Source organism: Streptomyces sp. NPDC006368 (assembly GCF_040612535.1).
In the GTDB taxonomy this organism is placed as follows: domain Bacteria; phylum Actinomycetota; class Actinomycetes; order Streptomycetales; family Streptomycetaceae; genus Streptomyces.
The window spans coordinates 53834-73535 of the sequence record NZ_JBEXQK010000022.1 but is presented as its reverse complement, the minus strand read 5'-3'; the positions used below and the strand labels follow the sequence as shown (position 1 = coordinate 73535).

22 protein-coding genes are annotated in these 19702 nt (G+C 72.4%); 10 read left to right on the top strand and 12 right to left on the bottom strand.

The window, feature by feature from the left end:
• Positions 1-5: 5 nt before the first annotated feature.
• Positions 6-410, bottom strand: a complete 405-nt coding sequence (locus tag ABZZ38_RS18295; protein WP_356740788.1) for a hypothetical protein — start codon at positions 408-410, stop codon at positions 6-8.
• 84 nt (positions 411-494) lie between these two features.
• Here ABZZ38_RS18295 and ABZZ38_RS18290 point away from each other — a divergent pair, with 84 nt between their 5' ends.
• From ABZZ38_RS18290 to ABZZ38_RS18275, 4 genes are all read left to right on the top strand, one after another.
• Positions 495-1310 (top strand): helix-turn-helix transcriptional regulator, encoded by an 816-nt coding sequence (locus ABZZ38_RS18290; protein ID WP_356740786.1) that lies wholly within the window; start codon positions 495-497, stop codon positions 1308-1310.
• On the top strand, positions 1307-1546 hold the full coding sequence (locus ABZZ38_RS18285; RefSeq protein ID WP_356740784.1) for a DUF397 domain-containing protein: 240 nt from the start codon (positions 1307-1309) through the stop codon (positions 1544-1546). Before ABZZ38_RS18290 ends, ABZZ38_RS18285 begins: the two co-directional genes overlap by 4 nt.
• Positions 1547-1619: 73 nt before the next feature.
• Positions 1620-2054 carry a hypothetical protein gene (locus ABZZ38_RS18280; protein WP_356740781.1) on the top strand — a complete coding sequence of 145 codons (435 nt, stop codon included), beginning with the start codon at positions 1620-1622 and terminating at the stop codon, positions 2052-2054.
• Entirely contained in the window at positions 2051-2794 is a 744-nt protein-coding gene (locus tag ABZZ38_RS18275) for a hypothetical protein (protein WP_356740779.1), read from the top strand. The genes ABZZ38_RS18280 and ABZZ38_RS18275 overlap by 4 nt, the downstream gene beginning before the upstream one ends.
• 4 nt (positions 2795-2798) lie before the next feature.
• Here the strand turns inward: ABZZ38_RS18275 and ABZZ38_RS18270 are convergent, their stop codons facing one another.
• Both ABZZ38_RS18270 and ABZZ38_RS18265 read right to left on the bottom strand, forming a co-directional pair.
• Positions 2799-3479 (bottom strand): pyridoxal 5'-phosphate synthase, encoded by a 681-nt coding sequence (locus ABZZ38_RS18270; RefSeq protein ID WP_356740777.1) that lies wholly within the window; start codon positions 3477-3479, stop codon positions 2799-2801.
• A gap of 175 nt (positions 3480-3654) precedes the next feature.
• Complete coding sequence (locus ABZZ38_RS18265; protein WP_356740775.1) at positions 3655-4302, bottom strand: TetR family transcriptional regulator; 648 nt, start codon at positions 4300-4302, stop codon at positions 3655-3657.
• 396 nt (positions 4303-4698) lie between these two features.
• Here ABZZ38_RS18265 and ABZZ38_RS18260 point away from each other — a divergent pair, with 396 nt between their 5' ends.
• Entirely contained in the window at positions 4699-5481 is a 783-nt protein-coding gene (locus ABZZ38_RS18260) for a VOC family protein (RefSeq protein WP_356740773.1), read from the top strand.
• Positions 5482-5617: 136 nt separating this feature from the next.
• Entirely contained in the window at positions 5618-8056 is a 2439-nt protein-coding gene (locus ABZZ38_RS18255) for a PQQ-binding-like beta-propeller repeat protein (RefSeq protein WP_356740771.1), read from the top strand.
• Here ABZZ38_RS18255 and ABZZ38_RS18250 read toward each other — a convergent pair.
• The 7 genes from ABZZ38_RS18250 to ABZZ38_RS18220 all read right to left on the bottom strand — a co-directional run bounded on the left by ABZZ38_RS18250 (position 8053) and on the right by ABZZ38_RS18220 (position 14286).
• On the bottom strand, positions 8053-8694 hold the full coding sequence (locus tag ABZZ38_RS18250; RefSeq protein WP_356740769.1) for a hypothetical protein: 642 nt from the start codon (positions 8692-8694) through the stop codon (positions 8053-8055). The two genes, ABZZ38_RS18255 and ABZZ38_RS18250, sit on opposite strands and share 4 nt — an antisense overlap.
• A gap of 282 nt (positions 8695-8976) precedes the next feature.
• Positions 8977-9156: a hypothetical protein gene (locus ABZZ38_RS18245; RefSeq protein ID WP_356740767.1), complete on the bottom strand. Its 180-nt coding sequence runs from the start codon at positions 9154-9156 to the stop codon at positions 8977-8979.
• A gap of 93 nt (positions 9157-9249) precedes the next feature.
• Positions 9250-9471: a hypothetical protein gene (locus ABZZ38_RS18240; protein ID WP_356740765.1), complete on the bottom strand. Its 222-nt coding sequence runs from the start codon at positions 9469-9471 to the stop codon at positions 9250-9252.
• Positions 9472-9671: 200 nt separating this feature from the next.
• Positions 9672-12626, bottom strand: a complete 2955-nt coding sequence (locus ABZZ38_RS18235; protein ID WP_356740763.1) for a BTAD domain-containing putative transcriptional regulator — start codon at positions 12624-12626, stop codon at positions 9672-9674.
• Positions 12627-12760: 134 nt separating this feature from the next.
• The gene (locus tag ABZZ38_RS18230; RefSeq protein WP_356740761.1) at positions 12761-13168 is read right to left on the bottom strand and encodes a hypothetical protein; all 408 of its coding nucleotides are present in this window, start codon (positions 13166-13168) and stop codon (positions 12761-12763) included.
• A 78-nt stretch (positions 13169-13246) separates the two neighbouring features.
• Complete coding sequence (locus ABZZ38_RS18225; RefSeq protein ID WP_356740759.1) at positions 13247-13624, bottom strand: MBL fold metallo-hydrolase; 378 nt, start codon at positions 13622-13624, stop codon at positions 13247-13249.
• A 74-nt stretch (positions 13625-13698) separates the two neighbouring features.
• On the bottom strand, positions 13699-14286 hold the full coding sequence (locus tag ABZZ38_RS18220; protein WP_356740757.1) for an XRE family transcriptional regulator: 588 nt from the start codon (positions 14284-14286) through the stop codon (positions 13699-13701).
• A gap of 235 nt (positions 14287-14521) precedes the next feature.
• Here ABZZ38_RS18220 and ABZZ38_RS18215 point away from each other — a divergent pair, with 235 nt between their 5' ends.
• Entirely contained in the window at positions 14522-14959 is a 438-nt protein-coding gene (locus ABZZ38_RS18215) for a pentapeptide repeat-containing protein (protein WP_356740755.1), read from the top strand.
• A 13-nt stretch (positions 14960-14972) separates the two neighbouring features.
• Here ABZZ38_RS18215 and ABZZ38_RS18210 read toward each other — a convergent pair whose 3' ends face one another.
• Entirely contained in the window at positions 14973-15455 is a 483-nt protein-coding gene (locus ABZZ38_RS18210; protein WP_356740753.1) for a DUF1203 domain-containing protein, read from the bottom strand.
• A 265-nt stretch (positions 15456-15720) separates the two neighbouring features.
• Between ABZZ38_RS18210 and ABZZ38_RS18205 the strand changes: the two genes are divergently transcribed.
• The 3 genes from ABZZ38_RS18205 to ABZZ38_RS18195 all read left to right on the top strand — a co-directional run bounded on the left by ABZZ38_RS18205 (position 15721) and on the right by ABZZ38_RS18195 (position 18193).
• Positions 15721-17292, top strand: a complete 1572-nt coding sequence (locus ABZZ38_RS18205; RefSeq protein WP_356740751.1) for an APC family permease — start codon at positions 15721-15723, stop codon at positions 17290-17292.
• A gap of 109 nt (positions 17293-17401) precedes the next feature.
• Positions 17402-17719, top strand: coding sequence for a cupin (locus ABZZ38_RS18200; RefSeq protein WP_356740749.1), 318 nt, complete (start codon positions 17402-17404; stop codon positions 17717-17719).
• Positions 17720-17899: 180 nt separating this feature from the next.
• The gene (locus tag ABZZ38_RS18195; RefSeq protein WP_356740747.1) at positions 17900-18193 is read left to right on the top strand and encodes a DUF664 domain-containing protein; all 294 of its coding nucleotides are present in this window, start codon (positions 17900-17902) and stop codon (positions 18191-18193) included.
• Here ABZZ38_RS18195 and ABZZ38_RS18190 read toward each other — a convergent pair whose 3' ends face one another.
• Entirely contained in the window at positions 18194-19669 is a 1476-nt protein-coding gene (locus ABZZ38_RS18190; RefSeq protein WP_356740745.1) for a CehA/McbA family metallohydrolase, read from the bottom strand.
• Positions 19670-19702 lie beyond the last annotated feature (33 nt).

Below are 19702 nucleotides of genomic sequence, written 5' to 3'. Positions count from 1 at the left end.
CTCCCTCACGGCCCCGTGCACAGCTGCGCGGTCACGATCTCGTGCAGCAGGTCGGGGTCGACGAATCCCCCTTCGACCGGAGCCCCGCACCGCCACGACAGCGGATAGGTGTTGCCGTGCGCGGCCGGAATCCCCACGTACAGATCCCGCACGCACGGCCCGAAGCACGTCGCCCCGGGCGGCCACGTGTACTCCTTGCTGGTGCCGGGCGGGATCAGGAAGTACGTCCACCGCCCGCCCGCGACCTCCCGCACCACGGGCCCGGGGCGCCCCCCGGTCGCGTCGCCGAGGTGGTGCAGGACGGCCTCGCCGCGTACGCCGCGCACGCGAATGGCGTCGAAGTGGATGCCGGAGAGGCGGAGTTGGACGCCGGAGGCCGGCACCCAATCGGGGAGTTTTTCCACGGTCATGCCTATGAGCATCGGCACGAGTGCCTAGCGTGACCAGGGGGTGACGATCCACTTCGGGGCGGTGTGGGAAGGACGGTGGCGGTTGTGGGATCGAATGGGGAGCCCTCGCCCGCGCGCAGGCACGTGGGCGAGCTGGTCAAGAAGTTCCGCAGCATGGCGGACCTGACGCAGAAGGACCTCGCCGAACGGCTCCTGATGTCGGAGTCGCTGGTGGGCGCGTACGAGCGGGCGGAACGCATCCCGACGACGGCGTTCCTGGTCGACGCGGACGCGGCGCTGTGCGCGCAGGGGGTGCTGCGGTCGTGCGTCGAGATGATGGAGGAGGAGAAGTACTCGCCCAAGTTCCTCAACTGGAAGCGCACGGAGGCGGACGCGGCGAGCATCAGCGCGTACGAGTGCATGGTGGTACCGGGCTTGCTCCAGACCCCGGCGTACGTGCGGGCGCTGTACGAGACGCGGGTGCCGGTGTACGAGCCGGACGAGATCGACCGGCATGTGCAGGCGAGGCTGGAGCGGCAGGGGGTGCTGGACCGCAGGCCGAAGGCGATCGTCAGTTACGTCGTCGAGGAGTCGGTCCTCCAGCGGCCGATCGGCGGGGAGGCGGTGCTCAAGGAACAGCTTCTGCATGTGCTGGAGTCGGTCAGGACTCGGAACCACCTGACGGTGCAGGTGATGCCGACGCAGCGGTCGGTGCACGCGGGGCTGCACGGGCCGCTGAAGCTGCTGTGTACCCGAGAAGGACGCAATCTGGGGTACACGGAGGGGCATGGTGTGGATACGTTGATCTCGAAACCCGACGAGGTCAACCGGCTCAACGACCTCTTCGGCGCGCTGCGGGCCCAGGCGCTCACCCCCTGGGAGTCCGTGGAACTGATCGAGAGGATTGCGGCGAAGCTATGAAGTCCGACCTGGCCTGGTTCAAGAGCAGTTACAGCGGCAACACAGGTGGCGAGTGCGTCGAAGTCGCCTACGCATGGCACAAGTCCAGCTACAGCACCAACGAGGGCGGCGAGTGCGTCGAGGTCGCCACCTGCCCCCACGCCGTCCACGTCCGGGACTCCAAGGTGGCCGACGGTCCCACGTTCGCCGTCGCCCCCGGAGCGTGGGGCGCCTTCGTGGAGTCGTGCGCGAAGTAGTGGCAATTCCCCCTCACGGCATGTCAGTTGAGTCGTACCATGCCCGCGAGGGCGCGATGTGAGGGGGAGCGGGATGCTCGCAGAAGGAGCGGCGGCGGTCGCGGGCGCATTCAGTGTGGCGGTGGTCCAGGCCGTCGCGAGCGATACCTGGATCGCTTTCCGGGACCGGGCCGCACAGATCATCGGCCGTGGGGAGAGGACGGACGTGAGTGTCGAGCTGGACCGGCTGGACCGAACGGCGGCCGTCCTCACCTCGGCCGAACCCGATGAGCGGGAGCGGGTCGGGCTGCGCCAGGAAGGCGCCTGGCAGGACCGCGTCGAGGACCTGTTGCGCGGCCTTCCCGTCGAGCAGCGCGCGACGGTCGTCGCCGAGTTGAACGCGCTGGTCGAGGAACGGCAGGCTCTCGCGGCCGACGACCGGCCGGCGGGCGACGTCTACCACGGGCCCACCGCCGTGCAGCGGGGCAACTTCAATCAGCAGACCAACCACTTCGGGCCGGGGGCGTGAGCGGATTCGGGGGCCCCGGCGTGGGCGGACCGTCCGGGAACGTGTACCGCGGCTCGGCCGGGCAGACGGGCTACAACAACCAGCAGTTCAACTATTACCCCCCTCCGCCGCCTCCGTCCCGGGGCCCGAGGTGGCTGGTCGTCGCGGGCGCCGTCGCCCTCGTTCTGACCGGCGGGGTGGTGATCGCCTTGATCAAGCTGGCCGGAGCGTTCGGGGACGGGGCGAAGGGCGCCGAGCGGACGCCCCAGAACCCGGTGGTGTCACCGGACGCGGCCTCCGCGCAGGCGGGCCCGGTGGGCTCCCCGGAGTCGGTCACCTCTCCCTCTACCGCGCCGGGGACCGCGTCGCCCGCCGGCTCGGACCCCGTCCACTGGGAGAACGCCGTGCGCATCACGGAGATGGGCCCGACCCTGGACACCAAGCCGCCCCGGCTCGTCACCTACGGGCGCGACCTGCATCTGGCTCTCGTCTATCCGCCGCAGGTCGCCGAGTCGGACAGCCTGAACAACCCGAGCAACCTGGCTGTGTGGCCGGGCCCCGGCGTGCCTGGTCGCAAACAGTGTCTGGACCTCGTCTCCGCCCAGGGCATTGCCATGACCGAGGTGAAGAAGGGCACGGTGCTGTGCGTGCGGACCGGCGGCGGGCGCATCGCACGGCTCACGGTCACCACGGCGAGCAACGACCCCACCGTGGGCGTGGAGGCGCGGACGACCGTGTGGTCGGAGGTCCTGGAGCAGTGAGCGGTCAGGGCCAGAGCAGCTCCCGTACCCACTCGCCCCCGTCCCGCCGGTAGCGCAACCGTACGTGCCGCCGCCGCTCGTCGCCCTGGAAGAACTCGGCCTCGTACGGGTCGAGGACGTACAGCGTCCACGTCGCCGCGTCCGCGTCCGGTTCCGCCTCCGCCCGCTCCCAGGCCGCCTCGCTCGCCCGGGTCAGCGTCGCCACCGAGTCCAGTACCTCACTCTGGTGGCCCACCAGCGCGGCGGCCAGCGCGCCCGCCGAACGGGCGTGGAGGTCGGCGTACGCCTCCTCGGCGGGCGCCGTCGTGACGCGCCCGCGCAGGCGGACCTGGCGGCCCTGCGCCGGCCAGTAGAAGCCGAGGGCCGCGTGCGGGGCGGCGGCCAGCTGGCGGCCCTTGGCGCTGGTGGCGTGGGAGGCGAAGTGCCAGCCGCGCTCGTCCGCGTCGTGCAGCATCACCGTCCGTACGTCGGGCCGCCCGTCGGCGTCGACGGTGGCCAGTGACATGGTGTGCGGCTCGGCCTGCCCGGCCTTCGCCGCTGACAGGAACCACGCGCGGAACAGCGGCAGCGGCGTGGCGGGCGCGGTGTCCGGGTCGAAGGCGGGCAGATCGGTGTCCCAGACGCGCAGCGAGCGCAGGGTGTCATGGAAGTCATGGAAGTCGTGAGAGCCGTGGAAGTCGGTCATGGCGACATCCTGCGGGACGGGTGGGCGCGAGGCACGTACGCGTACGGGCGGCGCGGCACCGCTGTCGTACCGGTCCGGGAACGGGAACGCCGACGGAGGTCGGGGTCGACCGCCGTCGGCGCGACAGGACGTAAGGGACGTGAACGTAAGGGAAGGGGGTGGGTGAGGAAGGGCGTTACCGCGTCGGCTTCTTGCCCGTGATGCCGAGGTGGACCAACAGCGCCAGGTTCGGCCGGAGTTCGGCCTGCTTCACGCCCCAGGCCTGGAAGCCCTTCTGGTGCGAGGCGACCGACGCCAGCATCGAGACGAGGGAGCCGGCCATCGCGGCCGGGTTGACGTCCTTGTCGACCTTGCCCTTGGACTGGAGCTCCTTGACCGCGTCCGTAAGGGAGTTGGTCACCGAGGTCAGCAGCTTCATGCGGATCTTGTAGAACCGCTTGTCGCCCTCCGCGGCCCCCAGGTCCACCACGCGCAGGATGGCGTCGTGCTTGCGCCAGAAGTCGAGGAACCCCTCGACCAGCTCCTCCGACGACTGCCATCCCGCCTTGCCGACCCAGGTCCGGCCGGAGGCCAGTTCGGTCAACGACGAGCCCTGCTTGGCCATTTCGTCCGCGATCTCCAGGACGGCGCCCTCGACATCGGGGAAGTACTGATAGAAGGTCGCGGGTGACGTGCCCGCCTTCCGGGCCACGTCGATGACTTTGACGTCCCGGTACGGCGAGGAGCTGAGCATCTCGCTGAGGCAGTCGAGCAGCTTCTGCCGCGTCGCCTGTCCGCGTCGGCCGGCCACACGGCCGTCGACGGTGCGTACTTGTCCTGTCATGCAGTCAGCTTACCGACGGGTGATCGGGGCGCGATTCGGCCGACTGCAAATGGGTGCGGAGGGCCCGCGGTGCCTCCCCGGGTCCGCGCGTGGAGGTGCCGGGAGGCGCGGTCCGCCAGTCCCCGCAAGGGCGCCGCAGCCTCGGCCGACGGCGCCGGCCGCTGGGGCTCCGCCCGGCGCAGAGGCTTCACTTTCGGCCAATAGGATTATCAACAGCCTGTGGATAACTTTGGTGGATAAGCCGGGCGGCGCGGCTCCCGGGGTGCCTCCGCCACCCCTCGGCCGCGCCTGATGGGTACAGGTGTGCGATTTCTTTCCCTGCGGTGCCCGCCCCGCGCCGTTAACTTGACTGTGACGGGTGCCACACCGTCCGCGCGAAGGAAAGGGGTCAGGTCCATGGCCGCATTCACAGAGGGCACGCCGTGCTGGGTGGACGTGCTGCTCCCCGACCTCGCGGCGGGCAAGCGCTTCTACGGCGAGCTCTTCCACTGGACGTTCGACGACGGCGACCCGGCCTACGGCCAGTACACCAACGCCTACAGCGACGGCCGGCGCGTCGCCGGTCTGGCGCCCAAGGGGGACGGCCGGATGCCCACCGTCTGGGGCGTGTACTTCGCCACCCCGGACGCCGTCGCCACCAGTCGCCGCATCCTGGAGGCGGGCGGCCGGATGATCACGGACCCCGTGCCGATCGGACCGCACGGGACGATGGCGCTGGCCGTGGACACGGGCGGCGCCGTGTTCGGCCTGTGGGAGGCCGGCGAGCACAGCGGGTTCCAGGTCCAGGGCGAGCCGAACTCCTTCTGCTGGACCGAGGTGTACACCCGGCAGAAGGACCCCGTGGACGCCTTCTACGAGACCGTCTTCGGCTTCCAGGTCCGCGACCTGGACGACGCCTCGATCGACTTCCGGGTCTGGTCGCCCGCGGGGACGCAGGCGAGCGACGAGAACGCCATCGGTGGCCGCAGCGTGATCACCGACGCCTTCCCCGCCGAGATGCCCGCCCACTTCCTCGTCTACTTCGCCGTCGACGACTGCGACGACACGGCCGCCACCGCGCAACGCCTCGGCGGGCGCGTCACCGAGCCGCCCTTCGACACCCCGTACGGCAGGATCGCGGTCCTCGCCGACAACCAGGGAGCCGTCTTCGCCGTACTCGCCGAGCCCAAAGCGGCGTAAGGGGGGTGAGTGGGGTGTCCGAATCGGGGTGAGACACCCCGATCCGCCCCCGGGTTCGCAACCACCGCCCCGGACAGGAACAATCAGGGGCGACGGGGCCGTACTTTCATGGCCCCTACGGGGAGGTGGCAGGCAAGTGGAGCAGCTCACGCAGCACGACCCGAGGCGGATCGGCCCCTTCGAGGTGCTGGGCCGGCTCGGTGCCGGTGGCATGGGCCTTGTCTATCTCGCCAGGTCGGCGTCCGGCCGACGCGTGGCGATCAAGACGGTGCGGACCGAACTCGCCGAGGACCAGCTGTTCCGCGTCCGCTTCACGCGCGAGGTGGAAGCCGCACGGGCGGTGTCCGGCTTCTACACGGCGGCGGTGGTGGACGCCGACCCGCGGGCGGCGGTGCCGTGGCTGGCCACCGCCTACGTCCCGGCGCCCTCCCTCGAGGAGATAGTGAACGAGTGCGGGCCGCTGCCCGCCCAGGCGGTGCGCTGGCTGGCCGCCGGCATCGCCGAGGCCCTGCAGTCGATCCACGGGGCCGGCCTCGTCCACCGCGACCTGAAGCCGTCGAACGTGCTCGTCGTCGAGGACGGCCCGCGCGTCATCGACTTCGGTATCGCCTCAGGCGTGTCGAACACCCGGCTGACGATGACCAACGTCGCCGTCGGCACGCCCGCGTACATGTCACCCGAGCAGGCGAAGGACTCCCGCAGCGTGACCGGCGCGAGCGATGTCTTCTCGCTCGGCTCGACGCTCGTGTTCGCGGCGACCGGGCACGCGCCGTTCCACGGCGCCAACCCGGTCGAGACCGTCTTCATGCTGCTGCGCGAAGGCCCCGACCTGGAGGGGCTGCCGGACGAGCTGCGGCCCCTGATCGAGGCCTGCATGCGGATGGAGGCCGGGCGGCGGCCGTCCCCCGCCGACCTCCAGGCGCAGCTCGCGCCGCACCTGTTCTCCGGGAGCGACGACAGCGGTACGGCGTCGGCGTGGCTGCCGTCGCGGGCCACCGCGATGATCGAGGCGCGCCGGGGCGGACGCCCGAACCCGCCCCCGCCGCCCGCCCCTCCGGCCCCGCCCGCGCCGCCGGTCGCGCCCCCGCCGAACGCCGGGCCGTCGAACTCCGTCCCGGCTCCGGGGCCCGGCGGCGACTGGGACGCCGCCTGGCGCGGCAACCACGGCGGTGGCGGCAGCGACCCGCGTACGGGTCACCTCGCCCCGCCCGCCCAGCCCGGCGCCCCCGTCCGGCTCGCGGGCGCCAGGGTGCCCATCGGCCCGGGCCCGCGGGTCTCCGACACGCGCGCCGCGCTCGCGGCGGCCGACCCCGCCGGCCCCGCGACCACCGGCTGGGTCCGCCCGCCCGCGGGCCTGCCGAACGGCGCGGAACCGCCGCCCTCCGGCCCGCCGGTCCCCGCCCCGGCCCCGCCGCCGGCCCCGGAGAACGTGGGCCCCGGCCACTGGCGCCCCTGGCGTTTCCGCATGTCGAACGATGTGTGGGGCACCCCGATCGTCGACGGCGACCTCCTCTACGTCACCTCCTTCGAGGTGCACGCCCTGGACGTGGCCAGCGGCCGGCGCCAGTTCAAGACGCGGGACGTCGCCTGGTGCATGGCGGTCGCCGGGGGCCGCATCCACGCCTCCGACGGACCGTCGCTGTACGCCCTCGACGCGCTCGACGGCAGCGAACGGTGGCGCCTGCGGGCCGACGCCTGGGTCTACTCCCTCAAGGTCGACCGCGGCACCGTCGTCACCGGCACGCGCGGCGGCGGCGTCCAGGGCTGGGAAGCCTCCAACGGCGCCAAGCTCTGGGAGATCACCGGCGCGCAGACCGACTTCGAGACGCCGGAGGGCGGCCCGGTCATCCACGGCGACACCGTGTACGTATGGCAGGACGCCCGCCTGCGCGCGCTCGACGCCCGCACGGGCACCGAACGCTGGTCGTACCCGATCGGCGACGCCGCCTCCTGCGGCGGCGTACCGGTGCGCGTCACCCCGGCGGAGGACGGATACGTCTACGTCGCCGCCGGCACCCGCGTCCTGTCCGTCGACATCATGTCCGGCCACGTCCGCTGGCACTTCGAGGCGCCCGCGGTCTTCCTCTCCCCGGCCGCCTTCGCCCCCGGCCCGGCCGTCACCGGCGGCGGGGTGTACCTCGCCGACTACCTTGGCACGGTGTACGCACTCGACGCCACGACCGGCAAGGACCGCTGGCGCATCGCCACCGAGTCCCGCCAGTCGACCGAGCCGGTGCTCATCGCCGACGGCAACATCCACGTCGGCAGCGGCAGCGCCCTGTACACCCTCGACGCGGTGACGGGCACACCGAGATGGCGGTTCGCGGCGGGCGGAGCCATCATCGGCGCGCCGGTCGTCGCCGACGGGCGTCTGCACTTCGGCTCGGCGGACCACGTGCTGTACACGCTCGACGCGAGCGGCGGGCAACTGCGCTGGAAGCTGACGACGGGCGGCGAGATCACGGGCTCGCTGGTGGCGCGCGCCGGCGTGGTCTACGCGTGCAGCAAGGACCGCTGCGTGTACGCGCTCGACGCGGTGAAGGGGACGGCCACGGGGCGCAGCGGCGCGCGCTAGCCCCGCGGGGTCTGGCCGTGGCCGGGGCCCTGCGATCCGTAGGGGTCGTCGGGCCCGTACGACCGGGTGTCGTCACGCCCGTACGGATCGCCGTGCCGGTAGCCGTCGTCCGGGTGGCCGCCTCCGTATCCGTAGCCCTGCCCCTGCCCGTGCCCGTACTCGTCGCCGTCGGGCGGGTACGTCTCGGGCTCGCGCTCACGCCGCTCACGCGCCCGGCGCCGCAGGGCACGGCGCCCGCTCATCACCAGGGCGGCCAGCAGCAGGAGTACGCCTCCGGCCAGGGCGATCACCACGCCCCAGCCGAGCCCGGAGCCGTCGGTCTCCAGGGCCAGCCCGTCCGCGGCCTGGCTCTGGCGGACCATCCACAGGACGGTGAAGCCCAGCACCACCACGCCGGCGAGCGTCACCAGCAGGCGCGACCGCAGCACCAGCCCGATCAGCGTCAGCAGCGCGGCGACGGCGAGCGGCAACAGGAGGGACGTGAACAGATCGGCCTTGGTAGCGGTGATGCCGCCGAACAGGTCCGCGACCCGGTAGTCGCGTCCCTGACGGCCCTCGTACCAGGCACGGAAGGGACTCCATACGGCGGCCGTCGCTCCGACGAGAGCGAGGATGCCACCGAGGGCGTTGCGGACCATGGCATCGGCCTCCTTGCGGTCCGGGCTCTCGCTCCCGACGCTACGCCGGGGCAGGGGGCACCGCCACAGGAGTGCGCGTGGCTGCGGGAGGGCGCCGTACGCGATCGACGCTGCCCTGGCCGTCATCGCCAGGCGCCAACCGGGCCGCGTCATCCTCTTCACGTCGGACGAGGACGACATGGTCAAGCTGTGCGGAGCGGATGTGCACGTCCGGCGCGTATGACGGCGAAGAAGACGAAGGAGGGGCCGGATCAGCGATCCGGCCCCTCCTCGTCGGCCCTCTCAGCCCCGAGGCTCAACCGGCAGGTGGTTGTCGCCCAGGGGGACCACGACGCCGTCGGCGAGCCGGACCCCGGCGGGCACGGACACGGCGTGGCTGTCGGCCGGGGCGGGCGTCGCGACGCCGGCGGCGACGGCCATGACCATCAACGTCGTGCCCAGCAGGCGCTTGGTGCGAGTCATTCCATCTCCCGTGAACGATGTGGCTGCGAATGCCGCAGCCGCGGCGGCTCCCCCTCCGCACCGCCGCGGCCGCACCCCGTCGGGATGTGAGTCTCAGATACCCGCGGGCGGTGCGGGCGTGTGGTTGTCGCCCATGGTGGTGATGGTGTCCTTGGGCGGCGCGGGCGTGTGGTTGTCGCCCATGGTGGTGATGGTGTCCTTGGGCGGCGCCGGCGTGTGGTTGTCGCCGAGCGTGGTGATGGTGTCCTTGGGCGGCGTGGGCGTGTGGTTGTCGCCCATGGTGGTGATCTGCTCGCTCTTCTTGGCGTCGCTCATCATCGTCTCCCCGTTCTTTGCGGCAGTGATGGAATGCGCCCGTTCGGTGACTCCCCCGTGGTCTCCGAACGGGCGCACCGGGACCGCTCACCTTAGCGGCGGGGCCCCTGCCGATCCGTCTGTCCCCCGACGCGGCGGATCGATGCACCCAGAGTGCCGGGCGCCGATAAACGAACGCTGAACGCCGGTGTTGCGTGGGCTCAGGCCACCGCCACCGGATTCAGCAGAAGCCGCACTCCCTCGGCTTCGGGTGCTTCCAACTGCTCGTAGAGCGACAGGGCTTCCTCCCAGCAGGCCCGGGCACGATCCCGTTGCCCGAGGGCGGCGAGAGCCCTGCCCAGAGTGGTGAGGACGTTGCCCCGCATACGGTCGCCACCGATGCAACCGTTCGCGAGAGCCTGCTCGGCGTGCTGGGCGGCGATCGCGGGTCGTCGCGCGGCGACGTGCGCCTCCGCGATGCGGAAATAGGTGGCGCCCTCCCACAGGCGCTGACGGTTCTTCCCGAAGCTGTGCAGCGCCTCGTTGAACTGCTCCAGGGCCTCGGCGTGGCGGCCGGCGTGGGAGAGCGCGACCCCGAGGGCGTAGCGGCCATTGGCCAGGCGCAGGTCACTTCCGATGCGCTCGTAGAGGCTGATGCCCTGACGGGCAAGCGCTATGGCACTGCTCGAGCGGTTGGTGAGCAGGTGGAGACGCGAGAGGTTGCACAGGGCGCTCGCCTCCCCCGGAAGGTTCCCATCCAGGCGAGACCCCTCCCTGCCGTTGAGCAGGTGCTCCTCCGCCTCGGCGAACCGTCCTTGGTTGAAGGCGATGATCCCCCGGTCGTTGTCCGCCCAGTACACCGGCGCCGTGTCGCCGACCTCCGTGGCCAGGGCCCTGGCATTACGGGCCTCCTCGTCGGCCTCGTCGTAACGGCCCGCCACCAGGTGGACGTTGGTGAGGGCCGTGCGGGCGCGGGCTTCGGTGCGGGGGTCGTGCGCCGCGCGGGCCGCGTCGCGGGCCGCCACCGCCGCCGACTCGTACTGCTTCGAGTTGGCGCCCGACTCCGCCAGGTCCTTCGCCGCCCACAGCAGGTCCACCGCGCGCCGCAACCCGCTGCCCTCCGTCGACTGGCGGGCACACGCCAGCAGGCAGTTCGCCTCCGTGTAGAGCCAGTCCAGCGCCGCGTGGCGGTCCGTGAAGGTCAGGCCCTCGTACGTCGTCGGTTCCAGGTGGTCGACCAAGCGGTCCCCCGGGCGTTCGAGCGCGTACACGCACCTCGCCGTCGCCAGGTAGAAGTCCAGCAGGCGCGAAAGGGCCGACTCCCGCTCCGACGGCGACCGTTCGTCACGTTCCGCACACGCACGCGCGTAGAGGCGGACCAGGTCGTGGTAGCGGTAGCGGCCCGGGGCGGCGGACTCCAGGAGGGAGGTGTCCACCAGGGACTCCAGGAGGTCCTCCGCGGCGTGGAGGGGAAGGTCCAGGATCGCCGCCGCCGCGGCGAGGGAGATGTCCGGGCCGTCGGCGAGGCCCAGGAGGCGGAACGCGCGGGCCTGGGCCGGTTCCAGCTGGCCGTAGCCGAGTTCGAAGGTGGCCTTGACCGCCAGGTCCCCCGCCTGGAGCTCGTCCAGGCGGCGGCGTTCGTCCGCGAGTTTGGCCGCCAGGACGGACACCGTCCAGGTGCGGCGCGCCGCGAGGCGGGAGGCGGCGATGCGGATCGCGAGCGGGAGGAACCCGCACGCGGCGACCACGTCGAGGGCGGCCTCGCGCTCCGCCTGGACCCGCTCGGCGCCCACGATCCTGGTGAAGAGCTGGAGCGCCTCCTCCGGCGACATCACGTCCAGGTCCACCAGGTGCGCCCCGGCCAGGTCGACCATGCGGACGCGGCTGGTGACGAGCGCCGCGCACCCGGCCGTGCCCGGCAGCAGGGGACGGACCTGCGCCGCGTCCCGCGCGTTGTCGAGCAGGACGAGGACCCGCCGGCCGGCGAGCGTCGAGCGGTACAGCGCCGCCCGCTCCTCCAGGGTGTCGGGGATGGCGGAGTCCGCCGTGCCCAGGGCGCGGAGAAACGCCCCGAGGACGGTCTCGGGCTCGGCGGCCCGCGCGCCCGCGCCCTGGAGGTCCACGTACAGCTGCCCGTCGGGGAAGTGCGGCCGCGCGGCGTGGGCGACGTGCACGGCGAGCGTCGTCTTGCCCACCCCGCCGATCCCGGCGAGCGCCGACACGGCCATGACGGAACCCTCGGCCGTGGCCAGTCGGCGGCCCAGGTCCCGTACGGACCCGGCGCGCCCGGTGAAGTCCGGGACCGTGGCGGGCAGTTGCGCGGGGTTCGACAGCGTGGGCGCGGGGGAGGGCTCCTCGACCGGACGGGCCAGTTCCGCGTCCGCCCGGAGGATGCGCTGCTGGAGCCGGGCCAACTCCGGCCGCGGGTCGACGCCGAGTTCGTCCGCGAGGAGCCGTCGCGTGTCCGCGTACACGGCGAGCGCCTCCGCCTGGCGCCCGCTGCGGTACAGCGCCAGCATCAGCAGCTCCCGCAGCCGTTCGCGCAGCGGGTGCGCCGCGGTCAGCGCCGTCAGCTCGGACACGGCCTCCGCGTGCAGCCCGCAGTCCAGGTCCAGGTCCAGCCGGGTCTCCAGGAGCTGGAGCCGCCACTCCTCCAGCCGGGCGCGCTGCGTCTCGGCGTAGGGTCCGGGCACCGAGGCGAGGGGTTCGCCGTCCCACAGGCCCAGCGACTTGTTGATCAGGACCCGCGCCTGGCCGCGCTCCCCGGAAGCCCGGGCCTTCTCCGCCTCGGCGGCCAGTTCCTGGGCGACGTTCAGGTCGAGGGCGTCGGCGCGGCCGCGGATCGCGTACCCGCCGGACTCGCTGACCAGCACCTGGGGCGGCAGCACCTTGCGCAGCCGGGACGCGTACGTCCGCACCGCCGCGAGCGCCTGCGAGGGCGGTTCGTCGCCCCAGATGGCGTCGATCAGCTCGGACGCCGTCGCGGTACGCCCGTCCCGCAGCAGGAGCGCGGCGAGCAGGGCCCGCTGCTGCGGTGATCCGGAGGGCAGGGCCTCGCCGTCGCACCAGGCGCGCACCGGGCCGAGCACGCCGAAGCGCAGATCGCCGCTCGCACGAGCGGGACCTGGACGCGGAGCGCGCTGCTCCGGCACTCGCGGCCCGTTGTCACGGCCCATAGCTCCCCCTGCCCCGTACCGCTGGTTTCGCCCTCGACAGTGTGCCTTGTCGATGGTGAATGCGTCAGCAGTGGGTGACGCTCTGCACAAGGTCGTCACTCATGCGTGTGAGGGGCGGGGGGGTGACCGAGCGGTCAGGTCACCGTGGGTTCGACCGTGGGCCTGGCCGTGCCGTCGGGCATCCCGGCGGCCGGTTCGCCGGGCGGCTCGAAGCCGGCGAGCATCTCCTCCAGGCCACGCTGGTCGGGCCCGGCGAACGGATCGGCCGCCGGTGCGGAGGCGAGCGTCTCCAGGAACTCCGGCGAGCGCCCGCCGGCGGGCGGCGGATGGGTGCTGAGGATGCGCTCGGGCGTCATGACGCGCAGCGGCTCCAGCGTGCTGAGGAACGTCTCCCGGTCGACCATGTGCACCCACGGGCTGACGACCGTCGCCCACAGCAACTGCCCCGCCCGCAGCGTGTCCGGCGGTACGTCACCCACGTCGTCGGTGGCGGCCGGCTCGGCGGAGGGCAGCGCGCCCCGAAGCAGTCGGAGCTGAAGCACGCCCCCGACCCGGTGTCGTAGAACCCGACGGTCGCGGGGCTGTCGTACAGCGGCGGACGGAACCCGGTCAGCGTCCGGTCACCGACGTCGAGGCTCCGGCCCGGGTTGAGCAGGTACACGCGGTCCATGGGCAGCGGGCGGTACGTCGACATGATCCCCGCCCCCAGGAAGGTGGTCACCACCCGTGCCTTCGGGGCGGCCGCCGAGGAGGTCGAAGATCGCTCCGGTGTGGTCGCGGTCCGGGTGGGTCAGCCAGATCCACCGGATGTCGGGCACATCGACCGCGGAACCCGGCGCGTCCATGAAGCCCCGGTCGGGGAGGCTGAGCCCGGTGTCGACGACGACGGGTTCCGCGGCGTGCAGCACGAAGGCGTTGACCGTCAGAAAACCGATGCCCGGCACGGGGAGATGGTCGTTGAGGACGGTGACGTCACGTCCGAGGCGATGGATGAGCATGCGGTCGGCCTCCTCCCTCCGAGTCTCCTCGCGCCCCACGCGGACATCAAGGGAGCAATGGGACAACAGCCGTGTCAGCGTGCCGACTTCGGCTTGGCGCGGAAGTGCATGCGCTCACCCTGGCGCCCGAGGAGGCTGAGGACCTCGACCGGGCCGTCGCCGGTGCTGCCGAACCAGTGGGGCACACGCGTGTCGAACTCGGCCGCCTCACCGGCGCCCAGCGTCAGGTCGTGCTCGCCCAGCACCAGCCGCAGGCGCCCGGCGAGCACGTACAGCCACTCGTAACCCTCGTGGACGCGCGGGTCCGGCTCGTCGTGGCCGGCCGGGATGACGACCTTCAGCGCCTGGAGCGGGCCCGGCTGGCGGGTCAGCGGCACCACCACCTTGCCGCCCCGGTCGCGCGGCGCGAGACGGACCCGCGGATCGCCGACCTCCGGAGCGCCGACGAGCTCGTCGAGGGGGACCTGGTGCGCCTGCGCGATGGGCAGCAGCAGCTCCAGACTGGGACGCCGCTGCCCGCTCTCCAGGCGGGAGAGGGTGCTCTTGGAGATGCCGGTGGCCTCGGCGAGCGCGGTCAGGGTGACGCCGCGCCGGGTGCGCAGGCGCCTGAGGCGGGGGCCGACGTCGGCGAGGACGTCGGCGAGCGGGGGCGAGGACTCCATGCCCCACCCGTACCTCCCGCTTCCGGTACCGGCAAGAGGTGTTGCCGAAACGGCAACGACGGGCCGGTGTCAGTGGTCGCCTGATGAATCGGACCATGCCGAACGCACACGAGCTCGTCGTCCGGGGCGAGGACTGGTACGGCCGGGAGCTGGGCGCCGGGACGACGTACACCGGATGCACCTTCTACGACACGGACTGGACCGAGGTCGTCAGCGAGGGTGCCGTCTTCGACGGGTGCGTCTTCTCGGGCGTGCGGTTCAACGCCTCACGCCATACGGCGACGGCGTTCACGAACTGCTCTTCCGCACGTGCCGCTTCTTCGACACGCGCTTCGAGGGCTGCAAGCTGGTCGGCAGCCGCTTCGAACGGTCGACGTTCGCCCTCCTTGAGGTGGCGGGCGGTGACTGGTCGTTCACCACGCTCCACACCGCCGACCTGCGCAAGGCCGACTTCGACGGCGTCCGCCTGCGCGAGGCGGACCTGACCGCCGCCCGCCTGGAGGGGGCGCGCCTGGCCCGCTGCGACCTCGCCGGCGCCCTCCTGACGGGCGCGGACCTGCGGGGCAGCGACCTGTCCTCCCTCGACCCGCTGCGGGTCGAGGCGAGGGGCGCCCGGATCGACCTCGAACAGGCGGCGGTGCTCGCGACGGCGCTGGGGTACGAGGTGGGGTGAGCGGCCAGGGGGCTCAACGGCGGCGGATCTCGACCATGAAGCAGCCGAACTCCACGGCCCGTACGTGCACCAGCGCGACCTCCGGGTCGGCGAAGACATCGCGCAGGACGCCGTCCACCTCGGCGGCCCGTTCCCTGGGGAGCTCGATCAGGGTGCCGCCGAGGATGCGCCCCTGGGCGCCGTAGGCGCGCAGCACGCGACGCGCTCCGTGCAGGCCGGCCGGGTAGCGGGGGCCGGAGGTCTGCCCGCCGCACTCCTCGGCGTGGACGAAGACGGGGCCGCACTCGTCGTACGGGCCGGGATCGACCCCCGCTCCGGCCGCCCAGCGCTCCCACCGCGCGCTCGCCCCTGTCCGGCGTCCGCCGCACCCCGGCGCCCCCGCGCCGCCCGGGGCGCGGCGCGGGGAAACGTGCCCCGGGGCGCGCGGGGAAACTCGCCCCCGGGCGCGGCGGGAAACAAGGCGCGTGCGGCCCAAGCCGGCGCCCAGGAGGGGCATGGCACGCCGCTCCCCACGTCGGCTGAAACACGCCCTGGCAACGGCCGAAAAAAGTCTTGGGAAAAATTTAAAACGGGCAAAATGGACACCGCTGCGGTTCCCGCATACCGAACAATCGCCTGGGCGCCCACCAAAGAGGTGGTCGATGACGGAGGAGCGTCTTTGAATCCTTGACCATCGGCCGCACCTCACCTCGTAAAGCAAGGTGAAGATCCCGGACTTCCATCTTCCGGATGTGGAAACCGCAGCACCTAACGTCCCTGTCATGACTCAGGTGGAAGCGCGGCCCCAGGCCGGAGACACGGTAAGGGGCGTCACCCGAATGGGCGACTCCGACGACATGCGGACCAAGGGACTCGGCGGGAACTCCGTCGGGCTGATGGGCAGTGCCGTCATCGGCATCTCGACCGTCGCCCCTGTGTACTGCCTGACCTCGACCCTCGGCTCGACGGCCGGCGAGGTCGGGCTCCAGATGCCCGCCGTCTTCCTCGCGGGCTTCCTGCCCATGCTTCTGGTCGCCTTCGCGTACCGCGAGCTCAACAAGGTCATGCCCGACTGCGGCACGTCCTTCACCTGGACGGTGAAGGCCTTCGGCCCCCGCGTCGGCTGGATGTGCGGCTGGGGCCTGGTGATCGCGACGATCATCGTCCTCTCCAACCTCGCGGGCGTCGCCACCTCCTACTTCTGGCTCCTGGCCGGAGAGATCGCCGGCAACCCGGACGTCGCCGCCCTGGACGACAACAAGGCCGTCCACATCCTCACCTGCCTCACCCTCATCGCCATAGCGACCGCCATCAGCTACCGGGGCATGACGGCCACCAAGGGCGTCCAGTACACGCTGGTCGGCCTCCAGCTCGCGGTCCTGGCGATCTTCGTCGTCATGGCCTTCACCAAGGTGGGCAGCCCCGAGTTCTCGACCGGCGTCGACTTCTCCTGGTCCTGGATGAACCCCTTCGCGGTCGAGTCCTTCTCCGCCTTCACGGCCGGACTCTCCCTCGCGATCTTCATCTACTGGGGCTGGGACGCCTGCATGGCGACCAACGAGGAGACCACCGGCAGCGCCAAGACCCCCGGCCGCGCCGCGCTCATCACCATGGTCGTCCTGGTCGGCTCGTACCTGGCCACCGGCATCGCCGCCCAGATGGTCGTCGGCTCCGGCGACAAGGGCCTCGGCCTGGCCAACCCGGACACCTCCGACAACGTCTTCGCCGCCCTCGCCGGGCCGGTCATGGGCGGTGTCCTGGGCGTCACCCTGTTCGTCGCGGTCCTCGCGTCCGCCGCCGCCAGCCTCCAGACCACCTTCATCCCGGTGGCGCGTACGGTCCTGGCGATGTCGACGTACGAGGCCCTGCCGCACTCCTTCACCAAGGTCCACCCGCGCTTCAAGACCCCGGGCCTGGCCACGGTCGTCGCGGGTGTCGCCACCGGCGTCTTCTACACGGTCATGACGCTGGTCAGCGAGAACGTCCTGGTCGACACGATCTACGCGCTCGGCCTGATGATCTGCTTCTACTACGCGCTGACCGCCTTCGCCTGCGTCTGGTACTTCCGCAAGGAGCTGACGAACTCGGCCAAGGACGCGCTCTTCAAGGGCGTCCTGCCGGCCCTCGGCGGCCTCATGCTCACCGCCGTCTTCGGCAAGACGCTCTACGACATGTGGGACCCGGCCTACGGCTCCGGCTCCTCCGTCCTCGGCATGGGCTCGGTCTTCGTGATCGGCGTGGGCCTGCTGCTGCTCGGTGTGGTGATCATGCTGGTGATGCAGCGCCGCAGCCCCGCGTTCTTCCGGGGCGAGGTCCTCACCAAGGAGACCCCCTCGCTGGTCGTCGCCGACTGACGACGCACAGCGCGCACAGCACCTGAGCCGGAAGGGCGGGCACCGTGGGACGGAACGGTGCCCGCCCTTCCGTATGCGTGGAAAGCGGCCGGGCGGCAAGGTGGACGGTATGTATGACCTCAACGCCATCGCCGAGGAACACCTGATCGCCGCGCACGCCGACGAGCACGGTCGGAGCGCCAACCTGATCGTGCGCGACCAGCCGCTGCGCCAGACCGTCATCGCGCTCACCGCCGGCACCTCGCTGGACGAGCACAACACTCCGCCCGCCGCCTCCCTCCAGGTGCTGCGGGGCGTGGTGAGGGTGACGATGCCGTCCGGGGACGTGGAGCTGACCATGGGCTCGCTCTACCTGCTGCCGCACGAGCGGCACGGGCTGAAGGCCGTGACGGACGCGGCCGTCCTCCTCACCGCCGTGAACGACTGACCGACAGGGGGCCGTTCGGGCATGATCGCGTCATGGCTGATCATCCGGAGAAGAGAACCGAACCCGCCCTGGTGGCCGACGAGCGCGCCACGCTGACCAGCATCCTGGAGTACCAGCGCGACACGCTCGCCCTGAAGTGCGGGGGCCTCACCCCCGGGCAACTGCGGACCCGAGTTCGACGTGGACGACGTGAGCGCCCGCCCACCGGGCTCCGGCCCCGGCCCCGGCACCGGCACCGGCTCCGGCCCCGACGCCGATGTCGATGTCGATGAGGCGTTCCGCGTCTGGCGGGAGGAGTGCGCGCGGTCGCGGGCGATCGTCGACGCCGCCGACTCCCTCGACGCCACCGGACGCCACGGCGAGCGGACCTTCTCGCTGCGCTACATCCTCACCCACATGATCGAGGAGTACGCGCGCCACAACGGCCACGCCGACCTGCTGCGCGAGCGACTCGACGGCGTCACCGGCGAGTGACTACCGCGCGACCCCGAGGAAGACGGGGTTCGTGAACGCCGCCAGGGCGCCCGGCAGCCCCGGCACCGTCGCCGGGTGGCGCACCTCCGCCCGTACGTAGGAGGCGTACGCGGCGGTCGTCGTCCATTCGACCGTGCCCGTGCCCGACGCGGGCAGGTCCGCCGTGTGCAGGGTGCCCTGGTCGGTGACGAACCGCGCCGTGCGGCCCGGCGCGCCGGACACCTCCAGGCGCACGGTCACCGGCGCGTCCGGCGCCACCCGCAGCCGCTCCCCGATGCCCGCGCGGGCGCCGCGCCCGCCCACCGCCGAGAACGTCAGCGAGACGGCCGACGACTCCGCGACGTACGAGCGCCCCGCGCGCAGCCCGTCCAGGATCGCCTCCCGGGACAGCTCCTCGGCCAGGACGACCGTCTGCGGTTCGCCCACGCGCTGCGGCTCCCGGTGGGCGTCGCTGCCGCCCATCGCCGGGGTCCACGTCCCGCGCCCGGTGGCGAGCGCGGCGTCCCAGTCGGCGAGCGCCACCTCGTCCTCCGGTGTGTACGGGCCGTTCCACACCTCCACCACGTCCGCCTCGCCGAAGCCGAACTTCCAGGCGCAGCCGACGCAGGTGGCGTGCGGGTGGGCGGGGACGACGAGACCGCCGGCACGCCGGATCCCGCGGGCGAACCCGCCGAAGCGGTTGTCGCGGGCCCGGTAGCGCCAGTCGACGAACGTGCCGGGGTCGGTGCCGACGGCCACCACGTGCCCGGTGCGCGTCGTGACCTCCTCCCCGGTGAGGATCAGCAGGTCGTCCCCCCACAGCCCCTGCCACGCGCCGTGCGCGGCGTGCGTGTTGTGCTCGGAGGTGTTGATGAAGTCCAGACCGGCGGCGCGGGCGGCGGCGGCGATCTCGGCGGGGGTGCGCCTGCCGTCCGAGTACACGGAGTGCAGATGGCAGTCGCCCCGGTACCAGGCCCGCCCCCGCCCCCTCGCCCGCGCGGGCGGGTACACGGGCCGGCGCACCGGCCCGGGGGCGCCGTACTCGATGCCCACCGTGACGGTGTACGCGAGGCCCTGCGGGGCGACCGTGTACGGGCCGAGCACGATGTGCCAGGTTCCCGCGCGGACCGGCCCCGCGACGTACCCGGGCGTGGCGTCGTCGGCGCGGAGGAAGAACTCCGTACGCGCGCCGCCCGACCAGCCCCGGAAGCCCTGCCCGCCGAGCTCGGTGCCGCGCTCGTCGAAGACGCCGATGTCCAGGGCGTTGCCCTGCGTCCCGGCGGGCACGGCGGGCCGCTCGTACGCGTACGAAACCCGCAGCTCGCGCACCCCGCGCGGGACCTCGACCGGCAGGTACACGTAGTCGGGCGAACCGGGCGGCAGGGTGCCGCGCACGACGGTCTCGGTGCGCCCGCCGGCGAAGCTGACGCCCTCGCCCAGCACCAGAGCCCCGGCCGTACCGGCCGCGCCCACCACGAACTCGCGTCTCCCCAGCATGGGCCCACCCTCCTCGCGCGCGGTGAACGCGCC

Coding starts and splice junctions, on each gene's coding strand:
- ABZZ38_RS18210 (WP_356740753.1), bottom strand. CDS start 15,455: ATGCCCCTCCTGGGCGCCGGCTTGGGCCGCACGCGCCTTGTTTCCCGC.
- ABZZ38_RS18235 (WP_356740763.1), bottom strand. CDS start 12,626: ATGGGCCGTGACAACGGGCCGCGAGTGCCGGAGCAGCGCGCTCCGCGT.
- ABZZ38_RS18220 (WP_356740757.1), bottom strand. CDS start 14,286: ATGGAGTCCTCGCCCCCGCTCGCCGACGTCCTCGCCGACGTCGGCCCC.
- ABZZ38_RS18295 (WP_356740788.1), bottom strand. CDS start 410: ATGACCGTGGAAAAACTCCCCGATTGGGTGCCGGCCTCCGGCGTCCAA.
- ABZZ38_RS18285 (WP_356740784.1), top strand. CDS start 1,307: ATGAAGTCCGACCTGGCCTGGTTCAAGAGCAGTTACAGCGGCAACACA.
- ABZZ38_RS18265 (WP_356740775.1), bottom strand. CDS start 4,302: ATGACAGGACAAGTACGCACCGTCGACGGCCGTGTGGCCGGCCGACGC.
- ABZZ38_RS18200 (WP_356740749.1), top strand. CDS start 17,402: ATGTATGACCTCAACGCCATCGCCGAGGAACACCTGATCGCCGCGCAC.
- ABZZ38_RS18225 (WP_356740759.1), bottom strand. CDS start 13,624: ATGCTCATCCATCGCCTCGGACGTGACGTCACCGTCCTCAACGACCAT.
- ABZZ38_RS18250 (WP_356740769.1), bottom strand. CDS start 8,694: ATGGTCCGCAACGCCCTCGGTGGCATCCTCGCTCTCGTCGGAGCGACG.
- ABZZ38_RS18260 (WP_356740773.1), top strand. CDS start 4,699: ATGGCCGCATTCACAGAGGGCACGCCGTGCTGGGTGGACGTGCTGCTC.
- ABZZ38_RS18245 (WP_356740767.1), bottom strand. CDS start 9,156: ATGACTCGCACCAAGCGCCTGCTGGGCACGACGTTGATGGTCATGGCC.
- ABZZ38_RS18190 (WP_356740745.1), bottom strand. CDS start 19,669: ATGCTGGGGAGACGCGAGTTCGTGGTGGGCGCGGCCGGTACGGCCGGG.
- ABZZ38_RS18205 (WP_356740751.1), top strand. CDS start 15,721: ATGACTCAGGTGGAAGCGCGGCCCCAGGCCGGAGACACGGTAAGGGGC.
- ABZZ38_RS18240 (WP_356740765.1), bottom strand. CDS start 9,471: ATGAGCGACGCCAAGAAGAGCGAGCAGATCACCACCATGGGCGACAAC.
- ABZZ38_RS18280 (WP_356740781.1), top strand. CDS start 1,620: ATGCTCGCAGAAGGAGCGGCGGCGGTCGCGGGCGCATTCAGTGTGGCG.
- ABZZ38_RS18270 (WP_356740777.1), bottom strand. CDS start 3,479: ATGACCGACTTCCACGGCTCTCACGACTTCCATGACTTCCATGACACC.